The 19220-nt window shown below is 68.1% G+C and carries 18 protein-coding genes; 7 read left to right on the top strand and 11 right to left on the bottom strand.

All coding sequences use genetic code 11. The features are described 5' to 3' along the window. The first annotated feature begins 49 nt into the window (after window positions 1–49). Window positions 50–1516, top strand: coding sequence for a hypothetical protein (locus tag EV651_RS38550; RefSeq protein WP_238157476.1), 1467 nt, complete (start codon window positions 50–52; stop codon window positions 1514–1516). Between the two features lie 123 nt (window positions 1517–1639). Here the strand turns inward: EV651_RS38550 and EV651_RS38555 are convergent, their stop codons facing one another. Then, window positions 1640–2890: a citrate/2-methylcitrate synthase gene (locus EV651_RS38555; RefSeq protein WP_133790703.1), complete on the bottom strand. Its 1251-nt coding sequence runs from the start codon at window positions 2888–2890 to the stop codon at window positions 1640–1642. Between the two features lie 73 nt (window positions 2891–2963). Between EV651_RS38555 and EV651_RS38560 the strand changes: the two genes are divergently transcribed. Continuing rightward, window positions 2964–4103 (top strand): citrate/2-methylcitrate synthase, encoded by a 1140-nt coding sequence (locus EV651_RS38560; RefSeq protein ID WP_133790705.1) that lies wholly within the window; start codon window positions 2964–2966, stop codon window positions 4101–4103. A 196-nt stretch (window positions 4104–4299) separates the two neighbouring features. Here the strand turns inward: EV651_RS38560 and EV651_RS38565 are convergent, their stop codons facing one another. After that, window positions 4300–5736, bottom strand: coding sequence for an NAD(P)/FAD-dependent oxidoreductase (locus tag EV651_RS38565; RefSeq protein WP_133790707.1), 1437 nt, complete (start codon window positions 5734–5736; stop codon window positions 4300–4302). Between the two features lie 100 nt (window positions 5737–5836). Between EV651_RS38565 and EV651_RS38570 the strand changes: the two genes are divergently transcribed. Continuing rightward, window positions 5837–6208 carry a YciI family protein gene (locus tag EV651_RS38570; protein WP_133790709.1) on the top strand — a complete coding sequence of 124 codons (372 nt, stop codon included), beginning with the start codon at window positions 5837–5839 and terminating at the stop codon, window positions 6206–6208. Between the two features lie 24 nt (window positions 6209–6232). Further along, window positions 6233–7537 (top strand): RNA polymerase sigma factor, encoded by a 1305-nt coding sequence (locus EV651_RS38575; protein ID WP_370354083.1) that lies wholly within the window; start codon window positions 6233–6235, stop codon window positions 7535–7537. A 49-nt stretch (window positions 7538–7586) separates the two neighbouring features. Here EV651_RS38575 and EV651_RS38580 read toward each other — a convergent pair whose 3' ends face one another. Continuing rightward, window positions 7587–8003: a MerR family transcriptional regulator gene (locus tag EV651_RS38580; protein ID WP_133790712.1), complete on the bottom strand. Its 417-nt coding sequence runs from the start codon at window positions 8001–8003 to the stop codon at window positions 7587–7589. Between the two features lie 23 nt (window positions 8004–8026). On the opposite strand from EV651_RS38580, the gene EV651_RS38585 reads away from it, so the two are divergent. Beyond that, a complete protein-coding gene (locus EV651_RS38585; protein ID WP_133790714.1) occupies window positions 8027–9418 on the top strand; it encodes an MFS transporter in 1392 nt (463 codons plus the stop codon). Here EV651_RS38585 and EV651_RS38590 read toward each other — a convergent pair. Next, a complete protein-coding gene (locus EV651_RS38590; protein WP_133790716.1) occupies window positions 9399–10364 on the bottom strand; it encodes an RNA polymerase subunit sigma-70 in 966 nt (321 codons plus the stop codon). The genes EV651_RS38585 and EV651_RS38590 overlap by 20 nt on opposite strands. An 89-nt stretch (window positions 10365–10453) precedes the next feature. On the opposite strand from EV651_RS38590, the gene EV651_RS38595 reads away from it, so the two are divergent. Together EV651_RS38595 and EV651_RS38600 are read left to right on the top strand one after the other, a co-directional pair. Then, window positions 10454–10837: a DUF4870 domain-containing protein gene (locus tag EV651_RS38595; RefSeq protein WP_133790717.1), complete on the top strand. Its 384-nt coding sequence runs from the start codon at window positions 10454–10456 to the stop codon at window positions 10835–10837. Window positions 10838–10873: 36 nt separating this feature from the next. Then, window positions 10874–11686, top strand: a complete 813-nt coding sequence (locus EV651_RS38600) for a phosphotransferase family protein (RefSeq protein ID WP_133790719.1) — start codon at window positions 10874–10876, stop codon at window positions 11684–11686. Here EV651_RS38600 and EV651_RS38605 read toward each other — a convergent pair. The 7 genes from EV651_RS38605 to EV651_RS38635 form a co-directional block, all read right to left on the bottom strand. Next, the gene (locus EV651_RS38605) at window positions 11676–12551 is read right to left on the bottom strand and encodes a GNAT family N-acetyltransferase (RefSeq protein WP_133790720.1); all 876 of its coding nucleotides are present in this window, start codon (window positions 12549–12551) and stop codon (window positions 11676–11678) included. The genes EV651_RS38600 and EV651_RS38605 overlap by 11 nt on opposite strands. Window positions 12552–12561: 10 nt before the next feature. Further along, window positions 12562–14790: a 1,4-alpha-glucan branching protein GlgB gene (gene glgB, locus EV651_RS38610; RefSeq protein ID WP_133790722.1), complete on the bottom strand. Its 2229-nt coding sequence runs from the start codon at window positions 14788–14790 to the stop codon at window positions 12562–12564. A 90-nt stretch (window positions 14791–14880) separates the two neighbouring features. After that, window positions 14881–16293: an aminoglycoside phosphotransferase gene (locus tag EV651_RS38615; RefSeq protein ID WP_133790724.1), complete on the bottom strand. Its 1413-nt coding sequence runs from the start codon at window positions 16291–16293 to the stop codon at window positions 14881–14883. Next, the gene (gene treS / locus EV651_RS38620) at window positions 16294–18027 is read right to left on the bottom strand and encodes a maltose alpha-D-glucosyltransferase (RefSeq protein WP_133790726.1); all 1734 of its coding nucleotides are present in this window, start codon (window positions 18025–18027) and stop codon (window positions 16294–16296) included. 258 nt (window positions 18028–18285) lie between these two features. Then, entirely contained in the window at window positions 18286–18525 is a 240-nt protein-coding gene (locus tag EV651_RS38625; protein WP_133790727.1) for a hypothetical protein, read from the bottom strand. A 63-nt stretch (window positions 18526–18588) separates the two neighbouring features. Continuing rightward, complete coding sequence (locus tag EV651_RS38630) at window positions 18589–18963, bottom strand: type II toxin-antitoxin system HicA family toxin (protein WP_133790729.1); 375 nt, start codon at window positions 18961–18963, stop codon at window positions 18589–18591. Further along, window positions 18963–19175: a hypothetical protein gene (locus EV651_RS38635; RefSeq protein ID WP_133790731.1), complete on the bottom strand. Its 213-nt coding sequence runs from the start codon at window positions 19173–19175 to the stop codon at window positions 18963–18965. The genes EV651_RS38630 and EV651_RS38635 overlap by 1 nt, the downstream gene beginning before the upstream one ends. Window positions 19176–19220 lie beyond the last annotated feature (45 nt).

The following is a 19220-nucleotide window of genomic DNA, read 5'->3' on the forward strand; positions in this document are numbered from 1 at the left end:
CCCTGATCAACCCTCACCACTCCGTTCGACCGCCTTTCGAAGGAGAGACATGGACAGTCCGCACCAGACCCTCGGCCCGAGCCGTCGCGCCCTGCTCCTCGGCGCCGGCGCCACCGCCCTCACCGCAGGTGCCGTCTCCGCGGCATCCGCTACGACGGCGTCCGCCTCCACCGCGTCCGCTTCCACTTCCGCTTCCGCGGGATCTGCGTCTGCAGGATCAGCTTCCGCAGGATCCGTGTCGGGTGCAGCCGCTGGTGGTTCGGTCGGCTCGGGTGCGGTCGCCGTACCGTCGCCTGACACGTTGCCGTTGACGGGCGGGGCCGACTTCCCGATCGGGTTGTTCTGGCCGCCGCACCCGTACGCGAGTACGGCGGAGCGGTTCGGCGAGATCAAGGACGCCGGGTTCGACTTCGTGATCTCCGGCAACTACGCCGGCGACGGAAACATCTTCCAGTACCAGCTCGGGCTCGCCCGCGACGCCGGCCTGAAGATGCTGATCTCGGACGACATCCAGATCCGCAACATGTCCCGCTGGTTCTCGATCTCAGACAACCCGTCGGACTTCCTCAGCGTCACCCCGGCCGAGGCCAGGGCGCTCTACATCCGGGCCCGTGACGCGTACGGGCCGTTCTCCTCGCTCGCCGGCTTCAACTTCTACGACGAACCCGGCCCGGGCTGGTTCGCGACGCTCGCGAAGGCCCTGTCGATCTCCCGCGAGCTCGCGCCGCAACTGCTGCCGTACATCAACCTGTTCCCGTCCGACGACGCGTCGTACTATCGCAGCTTCGTCGACATGGCGAAGCCGTCGCTGATCTCGTTCGACCGGTACCCGCTGCTCTCCGAGGGGCGCGAGGACGCGAACTACTTCCATAACTGGGCGATCGTCCGGGACGCGGCGTTGCACGGTGACATCCCGTCCTGGGTGTTCATCCAGACGCTTGCCTACAACAACCATCGTGAACCGACCGCTGCCGAACTGCTCTGGCAGGTAAACATCAGCCTCGCGTACGGCGCCAAAGGCATCCAGTACTTCACCTACTGGACGCCCGAGGCGGCCCGCGGCGAAGGGTTCGGGCCGGCGCTGATCACCGTCGACGGGGAACGGACCTCGCGGTACTACGCGGCGAAGCAGATCAACACCACTTGGCTGCACCAGGTCGGTCGTGAACTCAAGCCGCTCGTGTCCGAGACCGTTGAGCACGCCAACGAAACACCACTGCCGAACGGGACCGTCGGCTTCACCCGGACGAACCTGGTGTCGGGTATCACGGGCGACGCGGTCGTGGTCGGTACCTTCCGATCCCGCGACGCCGCGTCGAGCGATCGCTGGCTGCTGGTCGCCAACCGCTCGCACAGTACGCGGGCGCGGGCGGTCGTGTCGGTCAACGAGCAAACGGTCGGCTCGATCGGGATCTTCCAGCCGGCCCGCCAGAAGTACGTCCCGCAACGCGTCGCCCCGGTCCCGATCTCCCTGGCCCCCGGCGCCGCGACCCTCCTCAAACTAACCACCAAGTAGCCCCAGGCCACTAGTTGCACCCACCCACCAAATCGGCTGCCCGGTGGCGGGTTGTTTCACCCCTGACGTGATGCAACCCGCCACCGGTCAAACAACCCGCCAGCGGCGTGGAGGGGTGGGGGGTTAGGTGGTTTGGCCGGTGTAGATGCCTAGGGTTCGGAAGCGGAGGGCGGGGGCTGCGTACTCCTCCAGGGCGTGGGCGGTCCAGCCGATCATGCGGGCCAGGGCGAAGAGAGCGTCGCCGGCGTCGGGGCGGAAGTTGTAGGCGTGCATGACCGCGGCGATCGCGAGATCGCTGTTGGGGAACGTCGGCGTACGTTCGGCGATCGCGTGGATCGTGCTGACGATCGGGTGGTCGCCGAGGAGTTCAAGCAGTACGTCGGCCCGCGGGTCGCGGTGCTGGTAGATGCGGTGGCCGAAGCCGGGGATCGGTTCGCCGGAACGCAACTGGTCCGACAACGCCTTCATCGGATCGTGTTTCGCTCGGTCCAGGAACTCGTAGGCGAGGGTCGGCGCTGCGCCGTGGTACTGGCCGTCGAGTGCGCCGAGTCCTGCCGAGATGACGGCGTACAGGTTTGCTCGTGCGCTGGCTGCGACCCTCGCCGCGATGGTGGAGACTGCGAGGCCGTGATCGGCGAGGAGGATGAGTGCGGCGTCGAGTACCTCCGGTCGTGGTTCTGCGTCCGTGAGCTTCGGCCAGAGCTTCCCGCCCAGGGTCGTACGCGTGACGATCGGCCCCGGGAGTGCCGCGACCAACGTCCCGATCAACCTCCCGGCCGCGGCCGTCACCGACGCCGCCGAAAGGTCGAACCGCAACGGATCCGCAGCCCCCAACACCGCCACCGCCACCCGCAACCGATCCGTCAACCGAGCCCCGGTCGGCACCACCTCCATCGCCGCCCGAGCCAATTCCACCCCCGCCCGCTCAACCCCGAACAAGTCCATCTCCACCCCACCTACAACTCCTGGGCTGGCCACACCAGCGCCTGCGGTGTCCGAGGCGACTGCTCCCGCGGGGGTTGGTGGGTTTGGGGCGTCCGTTGGCGGTCTGCCGGTCCAGAGGAGGGTGGCTACTTGGGGGAGGGTGGCGGTGGTGGCTAGGGATTGGGCGGAGTGGCCTCGGTAGTAGAGGTTGTCGTCCTGGAGGAGAGTCAGTTCGGATTCGATGCGTTCGACGACGCCTGAGTGTTCTACCGAGCGGGCGGCCAGGCGTTCGACGTCGGCGGCTGGGAAGAGACTGCCGCGGCGGCCGCGGGCTCGGACGCTGGTGAGGAGGCCGCGGCTGACGTAGGCGTAGACCGTCGCCGGCTTCACCTGCAGACGGCGCGCCACCTCGGCGGTGGTCAGGTAATTCTCATCACCTTCTGACGGCATCCCCGCTCCTCAGATGATTCATGTTGACTGGATCAATATTGACAATCATTGATCGCCTGTCAACTCTGAAGATATGTCAACAACGATCAATGTTCCGCCCGGCCTGCGCAACGTCGTCGTCACCGAGACGACCCTCGGCGACGTCCGGGGCGACGAGGGCTTCTACCACTACCGCGAGTACTCGGCGATCGATCTCGCCAAGTCCAAGACCCTCGAGGACGTCTGGTACCTGATGTTCGAAGGCCACCTCCCGACCGCCGCCGAGCGCGACCGGTTCGTTGCCGAGATTGCTCCGCTGCGGGTCCTCCCCGACGAGGTCAGCGCGGTCCTCCCGGCGATCGCGACCGCCGGTACGGCGTTCAACCCGCTCGCCGGTCTCCGCACCGCCCTGTCGCTCCTGGCGGCTGTCCGTGGTCTCCCGCCGCTCTGGGATGCCGACCCGGCCCGCCGTAAGGCCGACGCGATGCTGGTCTGCGCAGTGACACCGACCATCCTTGCGGCCCTGTACCGGCTTCGCGAAGGACAGCAGCCGCTCGAGCCGCGGGCCGATCTGTCGGCGGCCGAGAACTGGCTGTACCTGGTGACCGGCGCTGAACCCACTGCCGTCCACGCGGCCGCGATCGAGCACTACCTGGTCTCGACCGTCGATCACGGCTTCAACGCGTCCACCTTTACCGCCCGCGTCATCGCGTCCACTGGTGCGGACGTGGTCTCGGCCGTCGCGGGTGCGATCGGCGCGTTCTCCGGTCCGCTGCACGGCGGCGCGCCGGATCGCGCTCTGGCGAGCCTCGACGAGATCGGTACGCCGGAGCGCATCGACGACTGGGTTCGCGCGAAGGTGTCCGCGGGCGACCGGATCATGGGGTTCGGGCATGCGGTGTACCGCACCGAGGACCCGCGTTCGCTGATGCTGCGCGACATCGCCCGCGGGATCGGCGGCGAGCTCGTCGACTTCGCGACGACCGTCGAGCAGCGGATCGTCGACGTACTCGCCGAGCTGAAGCCGGGCCGCAACCTGTACGCCAACGTCGAGTTCTACGCCGGTGTCGTGATGGAGCTGTGCGGCATCCCGCGCGCCATGTTCACGCCGACGTTCGCCGTCAGCCGCGTCATCGGCTGGTCCGCCAACATCCTCGAACAATCCACCGACCCGAAGATCATCCGCCCGATCGCCACGTACGTCGGCCCTCAACCGCCCGTGCCCGTCCCCTGACCCACACTGCGCGAACGCCGCGCCCGCACCGCCAGGTAGAACGCCGGCCTTGCCCGCTCGACTGGAGGGTTGTCCACTGAAAATACGAGGGGGTAACCCTGCACCTGCGGGGGCCACCCGCGTGCGGCGGGGCCGGGGCAGCGGGGCCGGGCTGGCGTCACGCACGAGTTCGGGGGTGGGGTGCTGCGGGAATCTGTCAGGGGGTGAACTGCATTACGCCGTCGTTGACTCGGTTGTAGCGGAGGGTGATGAGGTCTCGGGGGTAGTTCTGGCGGAGGCGCCAGGGGCCTTGGGTGCCTTGGCGGGGGAGGAGTTGGGCGGCTCGGCGGATGTAGCCGGAGCTCAGGTCGACGACGGGGCGGGGTGGGGCGTCGTACTCGGCGGGATCGACCTCGGGAACGCAGGTGCGGGTGCCGGTGGCCTTCAGGTGGTTGAGGAGCCGGCACACGTACTGCGAGGTGAGGTCGGAGCGCAGGGTCCACGAGTTGTTGGTGTACCCAATGCACCAGGCGAGATTCGGCACGCCGCTCAGCATCATGCCCTTGTAGACGAAGGTGTCGTGCGGCGCGATCTCCCGGCCGTCGACCGTCACCTGGATGTTGCCGAGCGCAACCATACGGAGGCCGGTCGCGGTGACGACGAGATCGGCCTCCAGTTCACGCCCGGACCGCAACCTCAGTCCGCGAGGGGTGAACCGTTCGATCTCGTCGGTCACCACTGAGGCCGACCCGTTACGCAGCGCCTTGAACAGGTCCGCGTCCGGGACCAGGCACAGTCGCTGATCCCACGGCTTGTACCGCGGCGTGAAGTGCGGATCGACGGGGATCGACTCGGGCAGTTGCTTCGCCACGGTGCTGTTCAGCAACCAGGCCGCATGCGCCGGCCACTTCCGGAACGCGTTGTAGATGGCGGTGCTCAGGACAACGTTCTTGCCGCGGATCAGCCGGTGCGCCAGGTTCTCGGGCAGTACGGCGCGGATACGGTCCGACATCGCGTCGTGGGCCGGGCGGGAGGCGACGTAGCTCGGCGACCGCTGCAGCATCGTCACGTGTTCCGCCGTACCCGCCATCGCGGGCACCAGAGTCACTGCGGTCGCGCCGCTGCCGATCACGACGACGCGCTGGCCGGTGTAGTCCAACTCGTCGGGCCAATGCTGCGGGTGCACGATCCGGCCTTGGAAATCGTTCTTTCCGTCGAAGTCGACGACGTACCCCGAGTCGTAGTCGTAGTACCCGCTGCACACGTAGAGGAAGGAGCAGGTGTACGACGTGTCCGCCGTCTCCACGGTCCACAGCGCGTCCGTCGACGACCACGAGGCCCGTACGACGCGTTGGCCGAAGCGGACGTGCTTGTCGATCCCGTACGTCGACGCGGTCTCGTGCAGGTAGTCGAGGATCGACGGACCGTCCGCGATCGCCTTCGCGGCCTTCCACGGGTGGAACGGGAACCCGAGCGTGAACATGTCGGAGTCCGACCGAACCCCCGGGTACCGGAACAGGTCCCAGGTGCCGCCGAGCGCGTCGCGGCCCTCCAGTACGGCGTACGTGCGGTCCGGGCACCGGGTCTGGATCCGGTACGCCGCACCGATCCCGGACAGCCCTGCGCCGACGATCAGGACGTCGAGATGCTCCATGTACCCCACGGTAATAAAAATTCTTTCCGGGTGTTGTCGATTCCGTGTCGCGACGATCGTCAGCAAGATGTCCAAGTAGACATCAACGAGGGAGCCTGAGATGGCGCAGTACATGTTCCTGCTGTTCGACAGCGAGGAGTGGTACGACAACCTGACGCGCGACGAGTGGCAGCAGGCGATGAAGTTGCACGGCGAGTTCGCGGCGGCGGTGGAGCAGGCCGGGGCGCGGATCCTCGGCGGGGAAGCGCTGGAGCGGTCCAGTACGGCGAGCACGGTCAAGAAGCGCGAGGGTGCCGAGCCGCTGGTAACCGACGGGCCGTTCATCGAGACGCGGGAGGCGCTCGGCGGGTACTACGTGATCGAGGCGCGTGACCTCGACCAGGCGCTGGAGCTGGCCAAGCTGTGCCCGTCCGGCAACATCGAGGTCCGGCCCGTGATGCCGACGTCCGAGGACGCGGCGCCGCCGGCCTGACCGGCGATCGCGATCGGCCTGATCATGCCGTTCGACCCGGGTACGCCGGCGTTCCGTCCCGTCGGCGTACCCACGGGCAGGGGGACAGGAGAGATGGTGACGGAGGCGGTCGAGGTGACCCGGGTCGTGGACCGGGTGCACCGGGAGAGTTGGTCGACGGTGCTGTCGTCCGTGGTGCGGCTGACCAGGGACCTGGATCTCGCGGAGGACTGCACACAGGACGCGTTCGTCCAGGCGCTGCGTACCTGGCCGGACGGGATTCCGGACAATCCGGCCGGCTGGCTGACGACCGTCGCTCGACGCCTGGCGCTGGACCGGCTGCGGCGGGAGACGAATCTGCGGCGGAAGCTGCCGCTTCTGGTGGAGCAGCCAGACGCCGAGCAGCCTGACGATGCCGAGCAGCCGACGGATCCGTTGCGGCTGGTGTTCACCTGCTGCCACCCGGCGTTGGCGCGGGAATCGCAGGTGGCGTTGACGTTGCGGCTGATCTGCGGGTTGACCACCCGCGAGGTTGCCGCGGTGCTGCTGATCGGCGAGGCGACGGCGGCGGCGCGGATCACCCGGGCGAAGAAGAAGATCGCGGCGGCCGGGATTCCGTATCGCATCCCGGCGGATCACGAGTTGCCGGCGCGGATGGATGTAGTGCTGACCGTCGTACATCTGGTCTACACGGCGGGGTACGTCGCCACGGGGGTGGAGCTGACACGGACCGATCTGACCGGGCGGGCGATCGAGCTGGCGCGGATGCTGGAGCGTTTGATGCCGGACGAGCCAGAACCGCTAGCACTGCTAGGGCTGCTGCTGATGACCGAGGCGCGCGGTGACGCGCGGGTCAGTGCGGACGGTGAACTGGTGCTTCTGGCGGATCAGGACCGCTCGCGGTGGGACGTGAAGCTGTTGGCGGAGGGCGTCTCCCGGGCGACGGCGGCATTGCAGCGCGGGCATGGGTGGTTCGCGTTGCAGGCGGCGGTTGCCGGTCTGCATGTGACGGCGCCGTCGTGGGAGAAGACGGACTGGGGGCAGGTGGTCAGGATGTACGACGCGATGATGGTGAGCTGGCCTACCCCGATCGTGGCGCTCAATCGGGTGGCCGCGCGCAGTCTGGTTCCGGGAGCCGATCTCGAGGCGGTCCTGGTCGAACTGGATGCCTTGAGCAAGGAGCCCGCGCTCGCGACGTACGCCTACCTTCCCGCGACCCGGGCCGACGTCCTCACCAGGCTTGGCCGTGTCGGGGAAGCGGCCGAGGCCTACGAGCAGGCGATTCGCCTGACCGCCAACGAGACCGAACGGCGCTTCCTCACCACCCGCCTCACCAACTTGAGCCGCTGAGACCACCTCGGGGACTGACCCTGAAGGGAGTTGGGCCGCGAGTGGTGGGTTACTCGCGAGGGGCCCAGAGTTGGTCGGCGTCGCCGGCTTGCATGCGGCCTCGGTAGACGTCGATCTTGTGGTCGATGAGTTCGAGGCTCTCGGTGAGGTCGGCCAGCTGGGTGAGGATCTCGGCGCGGTGGGTCTCGAGGAGTTCGAGGCGGTCCTTCTCGTTGCCGCGGCCGGCGGTGACGAGTTCGGCGTACCGGCGGATGGTGCGGATCGGCATCCCGGTGGCGCGGAACTTCGTGCAGATCTTGATCCAGTCCAGGTCGATCTGGCGGTAGCGGCGGCGCCCGCCGGCGGTGCGGTCGACGGTGGTGACGACCAGGCCGGCGCGCTCGTAGTACCGCAGCGTGTGGACGCTGACGCCGGTGCGTTCGGCGGCTTCGGCGATGCTGATCCCGCGTTCATTGACTTCGAGCACGCTCTAAATCCTAGCGTGGTGATATGACGCTTCCAACGCTCCAGGAAACGGCCAGTGCCCGCCGGTACGTCGTGCTCGCGATCTGCTGCGCGAGCCTGCTGATCTCGGTCATGGACATCTCGATCGTGAACATGGCGCTGCCCGCGATCCGGGACGATCTCGGCGCCTCGACGGCCGGTCTGCAGTGGACCGTCGACGCCTACACGCTGGTGCTGGCGAGCTTCCTGCTGCTGGCCGGCTCCACCGCGGACCGGTACGGCCGCAAGCGCATGTTCCGCCTCGGTCTGACCGTGTTCGGCCTTGGCTCGCTCCTCTGCAGCCTCGCCCCGAGCATCGAGGCGCTGATCGCCGCCCGAGCCGTCCAGGCCGTCGGCGGCACGCTGCTGAACCCGGTCGCGATGGCGATCGTGGTGACTGTGTTCCCGGAGCGCGCCGAGCGGGCCCGCGCGATCGGGATCTTCGGCGCGACCGCCGGCCTCTCGCTCGTCCTCGGCCCGATCCTCGGCGGCGCGCTCGTCGACGGTCTCGGCTGGCGGTCGATCTTCTGGGTGAACCTGCCGATCGTCGTGCTCGCGGTGATCTTCACCAGCTTGTTCGTGCCCGAGTCCCGCGCCGCCCACGGCCGCCGCTTCGACCCGATCGGCCAGCTCCTGGTCGTCGTACTCCTCGGCAGCGTGGTGTCCGCGATCATCGAGGACAACGGGTGGCGTACGCCGTTGATCGTCGCGGCCGCCGTCGCCGCGGTGCTCCTGATCGCGTACGAACACCGCCGCGCGGAGCCCTTGCTCGAACTCGGCCTGTTCCGCAGCGTCCCGTTCAGCTCGGCGGTGGTGATCGCGATGTTCGCCTACACCGGGTTCGGCGCGTTCCTGTTCGTCACCACGCTCTACCTGCAGAGCGTTCGCCACCTGTCCGCCCTGGACGCCGGCCTGTGCCTGCTGCCCGTCGGTCTCCTCATCTGCGTCCTTTCACCGCTGACGGGCCGGGTCGTCGGCGCGCGCGGCCCACGCCTGCCGCTCGTCGTCGCCGGTACGGCGCTGACACTCGGAGCGCTGGCGTCCCTCACGATCCAGGCGTCCACACCGCTGCCCCACGTGCTCGCGGTCTTCCTGTTCTTCGGTGTCTTCCTCGGCACCATCAACCCGCCGATCGCGAACTCGGCGGTGTCCGGGATGCCCGGGTCGATGGCCGGTCTGGCCGGTTCGCTCGCCTCGGTCGGGCGGCAGACCGGTACGTCGCTCGGTGTCGCGATCGCCGGATCGATCGTCGGCGCCACCGCGAAGACCGATCCGCGACGGTTCGTCCGCGCCGAGCACATCGTCTGGTGGCCGACGCTCGCAATGGGTCTCGTCGTACTGGCGCTGGCTCTCATCAGCACGAGCCGCCGCGCGCGTCTTACCGTGCAGGAGCTTTAGGCGGCAGGCCGAAGTACGTGACGAGACTCGGCGTGCTGAAGACGTGGATATGGGTGATTCCGGTCGGAGTGGGCGTGAGTACGGCGACGCCGTACGGGTCGCCCTTGAAGTAGCTGCCGACCGCGGGCTGGCCGTTCGCGGTGATCGGGATCATCCGCCAGTCACCCGGTGCGCCGACCGCGGAAGCCAGCAAGCGCATGCACATCACGCGACCGTTGAACCAGGCCGTCGTACCGACCATCTCGATCGCCGCGTCCGCACGGAGAGCGCGTTCGAGGGCGGCGGTGTCAGCGTTCTCGAAACCGGCGATGTAGTCGTCTAGCAGTGCTAGCGATTCAGGATCGGTGGGCGCCGAGACCTCACCTTGTGTCGGCGCCTTCTCGTCCAAGCTGGCACGGGCGCGTTGCAGCGTGCTCTTCACGGCCGCGACCGACGTGTCGAGCATCGTGGCGACCTCGGCGGCCGGGAACGCGAGGACGTCTCGCAGGATCAGTACGGCGCGCTGCTTCGGCGGCAGGTACTGCAGGGCGGCGATCAGCGCCAGCCGCAGGCTCTCCCGGACGGTGACGATCGACGCCGGATCGGAGAGGACCAGGGTCTCGGCGATCGGCTCCACGAAGCGCACCGCTGGATCGTCCGGCGGTACGCCCGGGCTGAGGTCGGTGGCAGGTGCTCCCAGACCGGACGGCAACGCGCGTCGGCCGCGCTGCTCGAGCGCGGTGAGGCTCACGTTGGTCGCGATGCGGTACAGCCAGACGCGCACCGACGAGCGGCCTTCGAAGGACGACCAGGACCGCCACGCCCGGAGGTAGGTTTCCTGTACCGCGTCCTCGGCCTCGTGCACGGACGCAAGCATCCGGTAGCAGTGCGCCAGCAACTCCTTGCGGAAAGGCTCGGTCCGACCAGCGAACTCGGCCTCGTCCTCCATCACAGCTCCCTGAGTCATCGCGTCTCCAGCTCCAGCACCATCGTGCATCCCATTCGTTGCAGGTCTGTCACCGGTATTGACCGAGGACACCGCGAAAAGGAATCGGTGTGCTTGACTGGAGCATGAGCACGCCGCTGTCCGGCTCTGAAGAACGCACGTGGGCGATGGTCGCGCACATCGGTGTGCTGATCGCGGCCTGGCTGGCGATGGGGTTCCTGTGCCCGCTGATCATCTGGCTGGTCTTCCGGGACCGCTCGGACTTCGTACGGCGGCACGCGGTGGAGTCGCTGAACTTCCAGATCTCGCTGCTGATCTACTCGGCGCTCGCGGCGGTGCTGATCTTCATCACGTTCGGGCTCGGCGTGCTGATCGTCGTACCGCTGGTCGTGATCGGCGCGATCGCGGCGCTGGTGGTGATCATCCTCGCGACGGTCGCCGCCTCCGGTGGGAACGACTACACCTATCCGCTGACGATCCGCTTCATCCGCTAACGGATCTGTCTGGACGGGGCCGATAGGGTCGGTCCGGTGGAGCTCATCGGGCAGGGGATGGAAGGCGCCGTCTACGATCTCGGCGACGGGACCGTGCGGAAGGTCTGGTTCGATCGGCGGCCGGAGGACGTGCGCCCGTTGCAGGCGTTCCTCGACGAGTTGCCGGAGCTGCCCTTCCGGACGCCGCGGATCCGGGAGATCACAGCGGGGGAGGACGGGCTCGCGGTCAGCGTCGAGGACAAGCTGACCGGGGTGCCGCTGCACGAGGCCGGGCTGCCGGAAGACGTTGCACTCGATGCGTTTGTCGCGGTCGTGGAGGCGTTGCGCGAAGTGCGGCCTGGCCCGGCGAGCAAAGGGATGCCGGTAGTGGGGCAGCCGTTCTGGGGGCGGTCCTGGGGTGAGAGTCTGGCGGGCCTGGTACGACGTCGCGCCGAAGCGTCCCGTGCTCACCTGGAGCGTGATGTCTCCGGTTTCCCAGCACTGCTGGACGACGTGCTGTACGGCCTGACCCAGCTGGAGGACGCGTCGAGCGTTGTGCACGGGGACATCTGTCCGCCCAACCTGCTGATGGATGGGCCGCGGGTGGCGGCCGTGCTGGACTGGGGATTCCTGTCGACCGCAGGGGACAGCACGTTCGAGGCGTCGCTCGCGGCGGGGTTCTTCGACATGTACTCGCCCGATGCGCGCCGGCTCGACGACCTGCTCACCGCCCGGTTCGAGGAACTCGGGCACGATCGAGAGCGGATGCGGCTGTACCGGCGGGCGTACGCGATCATCACCGCCACGATCTACGACGAGAACGCCGGCGACGGCCACTACTCCTGGTGCGTCAATCAGCTCAGGAGGTGATCGGTGAGCCGTTTCTGAGGTTGTGGAGCTGGTCCGGCGCGTCCAGGAGCATCGGGAGCCGGCGTGCGTTGAGCGGCGAGACCAGGCCGGCCAGTTTGTCCGGTGCGTGCCACGAGATGCTCCGGATCTCGAACCCGTCCGGCTGCAACCTGTCGATCAGCGACGGGTCGTGTACGCCGCCGTCGTACAGGATCTCGACGGCGTCGCCCCAGCCCTCCCAGCGCGGCAGCCAGTCGATCGCGAGTACGCCGAGCAGCGGGAGCGCCGTACCGAGCTCCTCCTCCATCTCCCGGGACGCACCCGTCGCGGGGTCCTCGTCCGGCTCGACCACGCCGCCCGGCAGCTCCAGGTCCTTCTTGTAGCTGACCTGGCACAGCAGCACCCGTCCACCGGTGTCGCGTACGACGACGTGCGCGATCACCCGCTTCTTCGGCAGCGTCGAGTCCATCAACGCGGTCCAGCCCGTCACCGTCTCCGGACGCGGATCGTCGATGCGCATCCCGTACACGGCGACGTCGCGGCGCTCGCCCTCCACCAGCGCGGCCCCGCGCAGGACGCCCTCCCGCCGGAAACCCGACCGCACCGCGACCCGGGCCGAGGCATGCAGTGAAGGATCCACCTCGACCTGCAACCGCTCCAGACCGAGCTCACCGAACGCGTACTCGGTCACCAGCCGGAGCGCGCGCTGCGCCGCGTCGGAGTTCTCCACCGCCCAGACCACCAGGCCGACGCCAGGCGTGGTCCGGCGTACCTCGACCGTGCCGACCGGTGCGCCGTTCTCGACGTCGAAGGCGATCACCTTCGGATCGTGGCGCAACAGTCGCAGGGTCAGGTCACCATCGGTCAGCGGCGGTACGGCGGTCACGCCGTGAACGCTACCCGGTGAAGCGCAGGTACACCGTCGCCAGGGGTGGCACGGACAGCTCGGCGCTACTGTCCAACCCGTGCCACGGCGTGCCGTTGGCCTCGACCGCGCCGAAGTTGCCCACACCGGATCCGCCGTACGAGGCGGCGTCGGTGTTGACGACCTCCTCCCAGCGGCCGGCGTACGGCAGACCGAGGCGGTAGCCGTGGTGCGGGATCGCGGAGAAGTTCGCGATACACGCCACGGTCGGCTCGCCTTCCGCGCCGTACCGCAGGAACGAGAACACGTTGTTGCCGGCGTCGTTCGCGTCGATCCAGCTGAACTTCTCCGCGTCGTGGTCGGTCCGCCAGAACGCCGGGTTGTCCTTGTAGACCCGGTTCAGGTCGCGGACCAGGTCCTGCAGGCCCTTGTGGTCGCTGTGCTCCAGCAGCCACCAGTCCAGCTCGCCCTTCTCCGACCACTCCGACTCCTGGCCGAACTCGCAGCCCATGAACAGCAGCTGCTTGCCCGGATGCGCCCACATCATCGCGAGATACGCGCGGAGGTTCGCCAGCTGCTGCCAGCGGTCGCCGGGCATCTTCCGCAGCAGCGACCCCTTGCCGTGCACGACCTCGTCGTGGGACAGCGGGAGGACGAAGTTCTCGGAGTACGCGTACATCATCGAGAACGTCAGCTCGTGGTGGTGGTACTGCCGGTGCACCGGCTCGTGCTCCAGGTAGCGGAGCGAGTCGTTCATCCAGCCCATGTTCCACTTGAAGCCGAACCCGAGCCCGCCGAGATGCGTCGCGCGCGTGACACCCGGCCAGGACGTCGACTCCTCCGCGACCGTGATCACGCCCGGGACCCGCTTGTAGAGCGTCGCGTTCATCTCCTGGAGGAACGACACCGCCTCCAGGTTCTCGCGGCCGCCGAACTGGTTCGGCACCCATTGCCCTTCCTGCCGTGAGTAGTCCAGGTAGAGCATCGAGGCGACCGCGTCCACCCGCAGGCCGTCGATGTGGAACTCCTCGGCCCAGTAGAGCGCGTTCGCGACCAGGAAGTTGCGCACCTGCGGCCGGCCGAAGTCGAACACCAACGTGCCCCAGTCCGGCTGCTCGCCGCGGCGCGGGTCGGGGTGCTCGTAGAGCGGCGTACCGTCGAACCGGGCCAGCGCCCAGGCGTCCTTCGGGAAGTGCGCCGGCACCCAGTCGACGAGTACGCCGATACCCGCCTGGTGCAGCCGGTCGACCAGGAACCGGAAGTCGTCCGGGTCGCCGAACCGCGAGGTCGGCGCGAAGTACGACGTGACCTGGTAGCCCCACGAACCGCCGAACGGGTGCTCCATCACCGGCATGAACTCGACATGGGTGAAACCCATCTCGTTGACATAGGCAACGAGCTCGTCGGCCAGCTCGCGGTACGACCTGCCCTTGCGCCACGAGCCGAGATGCACCTCGTACACGCTCATCGGCTCGGCGTACGCCTGCGCGTCGGCGCGCCTGGCCAGCCAGTCGGAGTCGCTCCACTCGTACGTCGACTCGTGCACGACGGACGCGTTCGCCGGGGGAGTCTCGGCCAGGTTCGCCATCGGGTCGGCCTTCTGCCGCCAGACGCCGTCACGGCCGCAGATGTCGAACTTGTACCGCGTACCCGGGCCGACGCCGGGCACGAACAGCTCCCACACGCCGGAGCCGCCGAGCGAGCGCATCGGATGCGCGCGGCCGTCCCAGAAGTTGAAGTCGGCGGTGAGCCGGATGCCCTGCGCGTTCGGGGCCCAGACCGCGAACGACGTACCGGTCACGGCGCCGCCCGGACCCTCGTACCGCCGGACGTGGGCGCCGAGCACGGTCCACAGCTGCTCGTGGCGGCCCTCGCCGATCAGATGCAGGTCGACCTCGCCGAGCGACGGGAGGTACCGGTACGGGTCGTCGACCTCGGTCGCGGGACCGTCGGTGTAGGTGACCTCGAGGCGGTAGTCCGGGACCTTGTCGACATCGAGCACGCCGACCCAGATCCCCTCGTGCTCGTGCCGGAGATCGAGCCGCTGGCCGTCGTACAGCACGGTCACGCTGTTCGCGTACGGGCGCAGCGCGCGGACGGTGACGCCGTGCTCGCCGAGATGCGGGCCGAGCACCTGATGAGGATCGTGGAACGTGCCGGCGACCAGTCGTTCGAGATCGGTCCGAGCGACCGGAACCGCTGTCACCACAGGCTCGTCGGCCGCCACCACCGGCACCTCAAAAGCTTCACGCTCTCCCATGAACCCCATCCTGCCCGATCCAGACCCTGTACACCGCACCCCGTACCCGACGAGTCCCGAAGTACACAATCGGTCAAAGATTTCGGGCTATTACTGTTCGGCCAGGTGCGCGGCGGCCGACAGCGGGATCTGCAGCCAGCTCGGGCGGTTGCGGGCCTCGTAGAGGGTCTCGTAGATGACCTTGTCCGCGAGGAACGCGTTCAGCAGCACGCTGTGCTCGCGCGGATCGCTGCCCGCCGTCTCGGCGTACCCGTCGCAGAAGGCCTGCTGGTTGCGGGTCGCCCACTCCGCCGCGCGGTACGCGATCTGCTGGTCGCCCTGGTGATCGGCCAGCAGCGACCGGGCCGCATAGTCGAACGAGCGCAGCATGCCGGCGATGTCCTTCACCTCGGTGTCCAGCGCCCGCCGCTCGACCAGCGACTTGGCCGGCTCACCCTCGAAGTCGATCAGCTTCCAGCCGTCGATCGTCCGCAGCACCTGACCGAGATGGAAGTCGCCGTGGATCCGCTGCACCGTCACCGGCTGGTCGTACGCCGCCAGCGCGTCGAACGCCCGCGCCAGTCCGTCGGCGTACGGCGCGAGCTCCGGGATCGCCGCAGCGGCCTTCTCGAGCCGGCGACGCATCGCCGCCGCGTGCTCGACCAGCTTGGCCGGCTCCCAGATGTCGGTGCCGAGCGCCTTCGCGAGCTCGGAATGCACCTGCGCCGTGCTCGCGCCGAGCCGGTGCGACTCGGCGGCGAAGTCCCCGCCGACCTCCTCGGCGTGCAGGTCCGCCTCGGCGTACAGGTCGCGCACCGACGACGTCGCGAACGTCCAGCCGTCGGTCGCGCTCTTCTGGAACGCCGTCATCATCGCCAGCTCGCCGCTGTCGGTACCGCCGCCCGCGCGCGGCCACCGACCACGCGCGGACCCCAGCACCGCCGGGACCAGTTCGGACCCGGCCTCGGTGAGCGCCGACTCGATCTCGACCCCCGGGTTGCTCCCGGGCTCGAGGCGGCGGAACACCTTCAGCAGCGCGACGTCGCCGAACACCAGCGACGTGTTGCTCTGCTCGACCGTGAGGACCAGCGACTGCGCGTCCTCCGGCACCTCGATCGACCCTTCCGGCGCCTGGACGGGATGGAACTCCAGCCCGTCCAGCTGCCGTCCGTGCGTGAGCCCGTCCAGCCAGTACGGCGTCGCTTCCTTGTCGTGCAACGCGTCGTACACCCAGACCTCGGTGTCGTCGAGGTCCGGCTCGATCCACTCACCCACCAGCGCGTGGCCGAGGTTCTCGACCGGCTCGCGGTGGTAGCTGAGCGGCAGCTGGTACACCCGGATCGGGGTTTCCGCCCCGGGTGGACCCGCACAGTAGACGAACCCGATCCGGACCGCGGGCCAGGCGTCCGCGTCCGAAAGCCACGCCGAGGTGGCCATCGCTTCGACGTGAACGTCGTGTCCCTTCTCGCCGAACCACCTCTGGCCCGAGCAGAAGGACTGGACCTGGTCCAGATGGGAAGTCACTTAAATGCTCTCCTCATGCTTTTCCGACTGTGCTTCCGGCTTCGCCACCGGCAGCCGGAACCAGTAGAAACCGTGGGCGCCGAGGGTCAGAAGGTAGGGCAACTCGCCGATCGTCGGGAAGTGCACGCCGCCGAGAAGTTCGATCGGCTCGACGCCCTGCCACTGCCGCAGATCCAGCTCGATCGGCTGCGGGAACCTCGACAGGTTGTTCACGCACAGCACCACGTCGTCGCCGAACTCCCGGACGTACGACAGCACGCTCGGGTTGGAGCCGCCCAGATCGGTGAAGGTGCCCATGCCGAACGACGGGTGCTGCTTGCGGGTCTGGATCATCCGCCGGGTCCAGTGCAGCAGCGACGAGGCGTTCTCCATCTCGGCCTCGACGTTCACCGCCTGGAAGCCGTAGACCGGATCCATGATCACCGGCAGGCTGAGCTTGCCCGGCGTCGCGGTCGAGAACGAGGCGTTGCGGTCCGGGGACCACTGCATCGGGGTGCGGACGCCGTCGCGGTCACCCAGCCAGATGTTGTCGCCCATGCCGATCTCGTCGCCGTAGTACAGGATCGGGGAGCCCGGCAGGCTGAGCAGCAGCGCGGTGAACAACTCCATCTTGTTGGTGTCGTTGTCCAGCAGCGGGGCGAGCCGGCGGCGGATGCCGATGTTCGCCTTCATCCGCGGGTCCTGCGCGTACTCCGACCACATGTAGTCGCGGTCCTCGTCGGTGACCATCTCGAGCGTCAGCTCGTCGTGGTTGCGCAGGAAGATGCCCCACTGGCAGGTGTCCGGGATCTCCGGCGTCTGGGCCAGGATCTCGGAGATCGGGAACCGCGACTCCCGCCGTACGCCCATGAAGATGCGCGGCATCACCGGGAAGTGGAACGCCATCTGGCACTCGTCACCGCCGGAGTCGCGGTCGCCGAAGTACTCGACCACGTCGGCCGGCCACTGGTTCGCCTCGCAGAGCAGGACGCGGTCCTCGTAGTTCGCGTCCACCTCCTTGCGGACCCGCTTCAGGAACTCGTGGGTGCGCGGGAGGTTCTCGCAGTTCGTGCCGTCGACCTCGAACAGGTACGGCACGGCGTCCAGCCGGAAACCGTCGACGCCCAGGTCGAGCCAGAACTTCAGCGCCTCGATCATCGCGTCGCCGACGGCCGGGTTCTCGAAGTTCAGGTCCGGCTGGTTGGAGTAGAACCGGTGCCAGAAGTACTGGCCGCGCACCGGGTCCCAGGTCCAGTTCGACTGCTCGGTGTCGACGAAGATGATGCGGGCGTCGGCGTACTTGTCGTCGGTGTCGGACCACACGTAGAAGTCGCCGTACGGACCCTCGGGGTCCTCCCGCGACGCCTGGAACCAGGGGTGCTGGTCCGAGGTGTGGTTCATCACGAAGTCGACGATCACCCGGATGCCGCGGGCGTGGGCCTGCTGCAGGAACTCCGCGAAGTCGGCGACCGTCCCGACCTCCGGCATCACATCGGTGTAGTCCGAGATGTCGTAACCCCCGTCGCGCAACGGCGACGGGTAGAACGGAGGTAACCAAAGGCAGTCCACTCCGAGCCACTCGAGATAGTCGAGTTTCTCGGTCAGGCCCTGCAGGTCGCCGATGCCGTCGGCGTTCGAGTCCTTGAAGGACCGCACGAGGACCTCGTAAAAGACGGCCCGCTTGAACCACAGCGGGTCACTCTTCGTCAGTCCGTGGTGCTGCTCCGGCAGCATGTCGGTCACGCTCACCTCCATCGGGTGTCATCAAACCTTAGGTCCCGTACCCCGTTCGGGCGCACCTAAAAGGGGAGGGCAGTGCGTTGCGCCCGGACAACTCCCGGGGGTACAGCGATGATGTGGTGACGCCGTCGGCCGGACGGGTCCGCAAGGCGTTCCGCACAGTCTGGCGGCCCTTTGCCAGTACAAGCAAATAGGGCTCGCGATCCGGCTGTACTGCGATTCGATGACGGCAGCTGCGACCGGCTTCGGCGCGGCCGGTCCACCCCGGCGGGATCACCGCCGCGGCGACCGCTCCTCACGCTGTTTAGCAGTCTGCTGCGCCGCACCACCGCGACCACCACCCCGCCGGTACCGCCGCAACAGCCCCCTGACATTCACCGACTGCAGTCCCGGGTACGCCTCATCCGCATTGACGCCCCGCCCCTCCAGCCCTTCCCCCGGCAGAATGACAGCATCCGGCTCCAACGGCTCCTGCGCATCCGGCTCGAGCGGCGACGAAGCCTGAGAATCCATCGGTTCCTCCTCATGCTCGGTTCGGCCGACGTCCGATGTGGACGTCGGCCGAAGCGCTCAACCTCAACCTCTGCCGCGACTCCAGCGACTCTTGCCACGGCCCTGCTTCTTGCCAGCCTTGTTGTCCTGCTGGCCGGACCCGCTTTGTCCCTGGCCGCTACCGGCCTGGCGGACACCCTGGTTCGCCACGCGTTGCGCCTGCGCGGCCTGCTGTGCCCGCTGCTGGGCTTCCGCTCGTTGCTGGGCCTCTCGCGACTGACGCTCGATGGACCTCCAGGTACCGGCCGCGATCTCGTCTCCATGCTTCGGGACGGTGACTGACTCGCCGCTGGCGTTCTTCCAGACCTCGTGGCTGCCCTTGCCACGTCCGGGCTGCATCGTGAAGCCCTTCTTCTTGAGCTCCCGCTCGGCCTCGCGCCTCTTCTTCGGCGCCGCCATCAGTCCTCGATCTCGACCGTGACGGTGACCTGCTCCGGGACGCCGACGGTCTCGGCGAGGATGGCGATCGCGTCCTTCAGATCCTCGATGGCCGCCTCGCGCGTAGCGCCCTCGCCGTTGGCGAACGACTTGGGGCTCAGCGCCGCCTCGGCGCACCAGGTGCCGTTCTCGTCCTGCTCGACGAGGAAGGAAACAGTGATGTCGCGCTGCACAACGCCTCCTGGTTACTCAGTGTTGCCGAGATCGTAGGACTGGGC

It is taken from the genome of Kribbella sp. VKM Ac-2571, from assembly GCF_004362255.1.
GTDB lineage: Bacteria > Actinomycetota > Actinomycetes > Propionibacteriales > Kribbellaceae > Kribbella > Kribbella pratensis.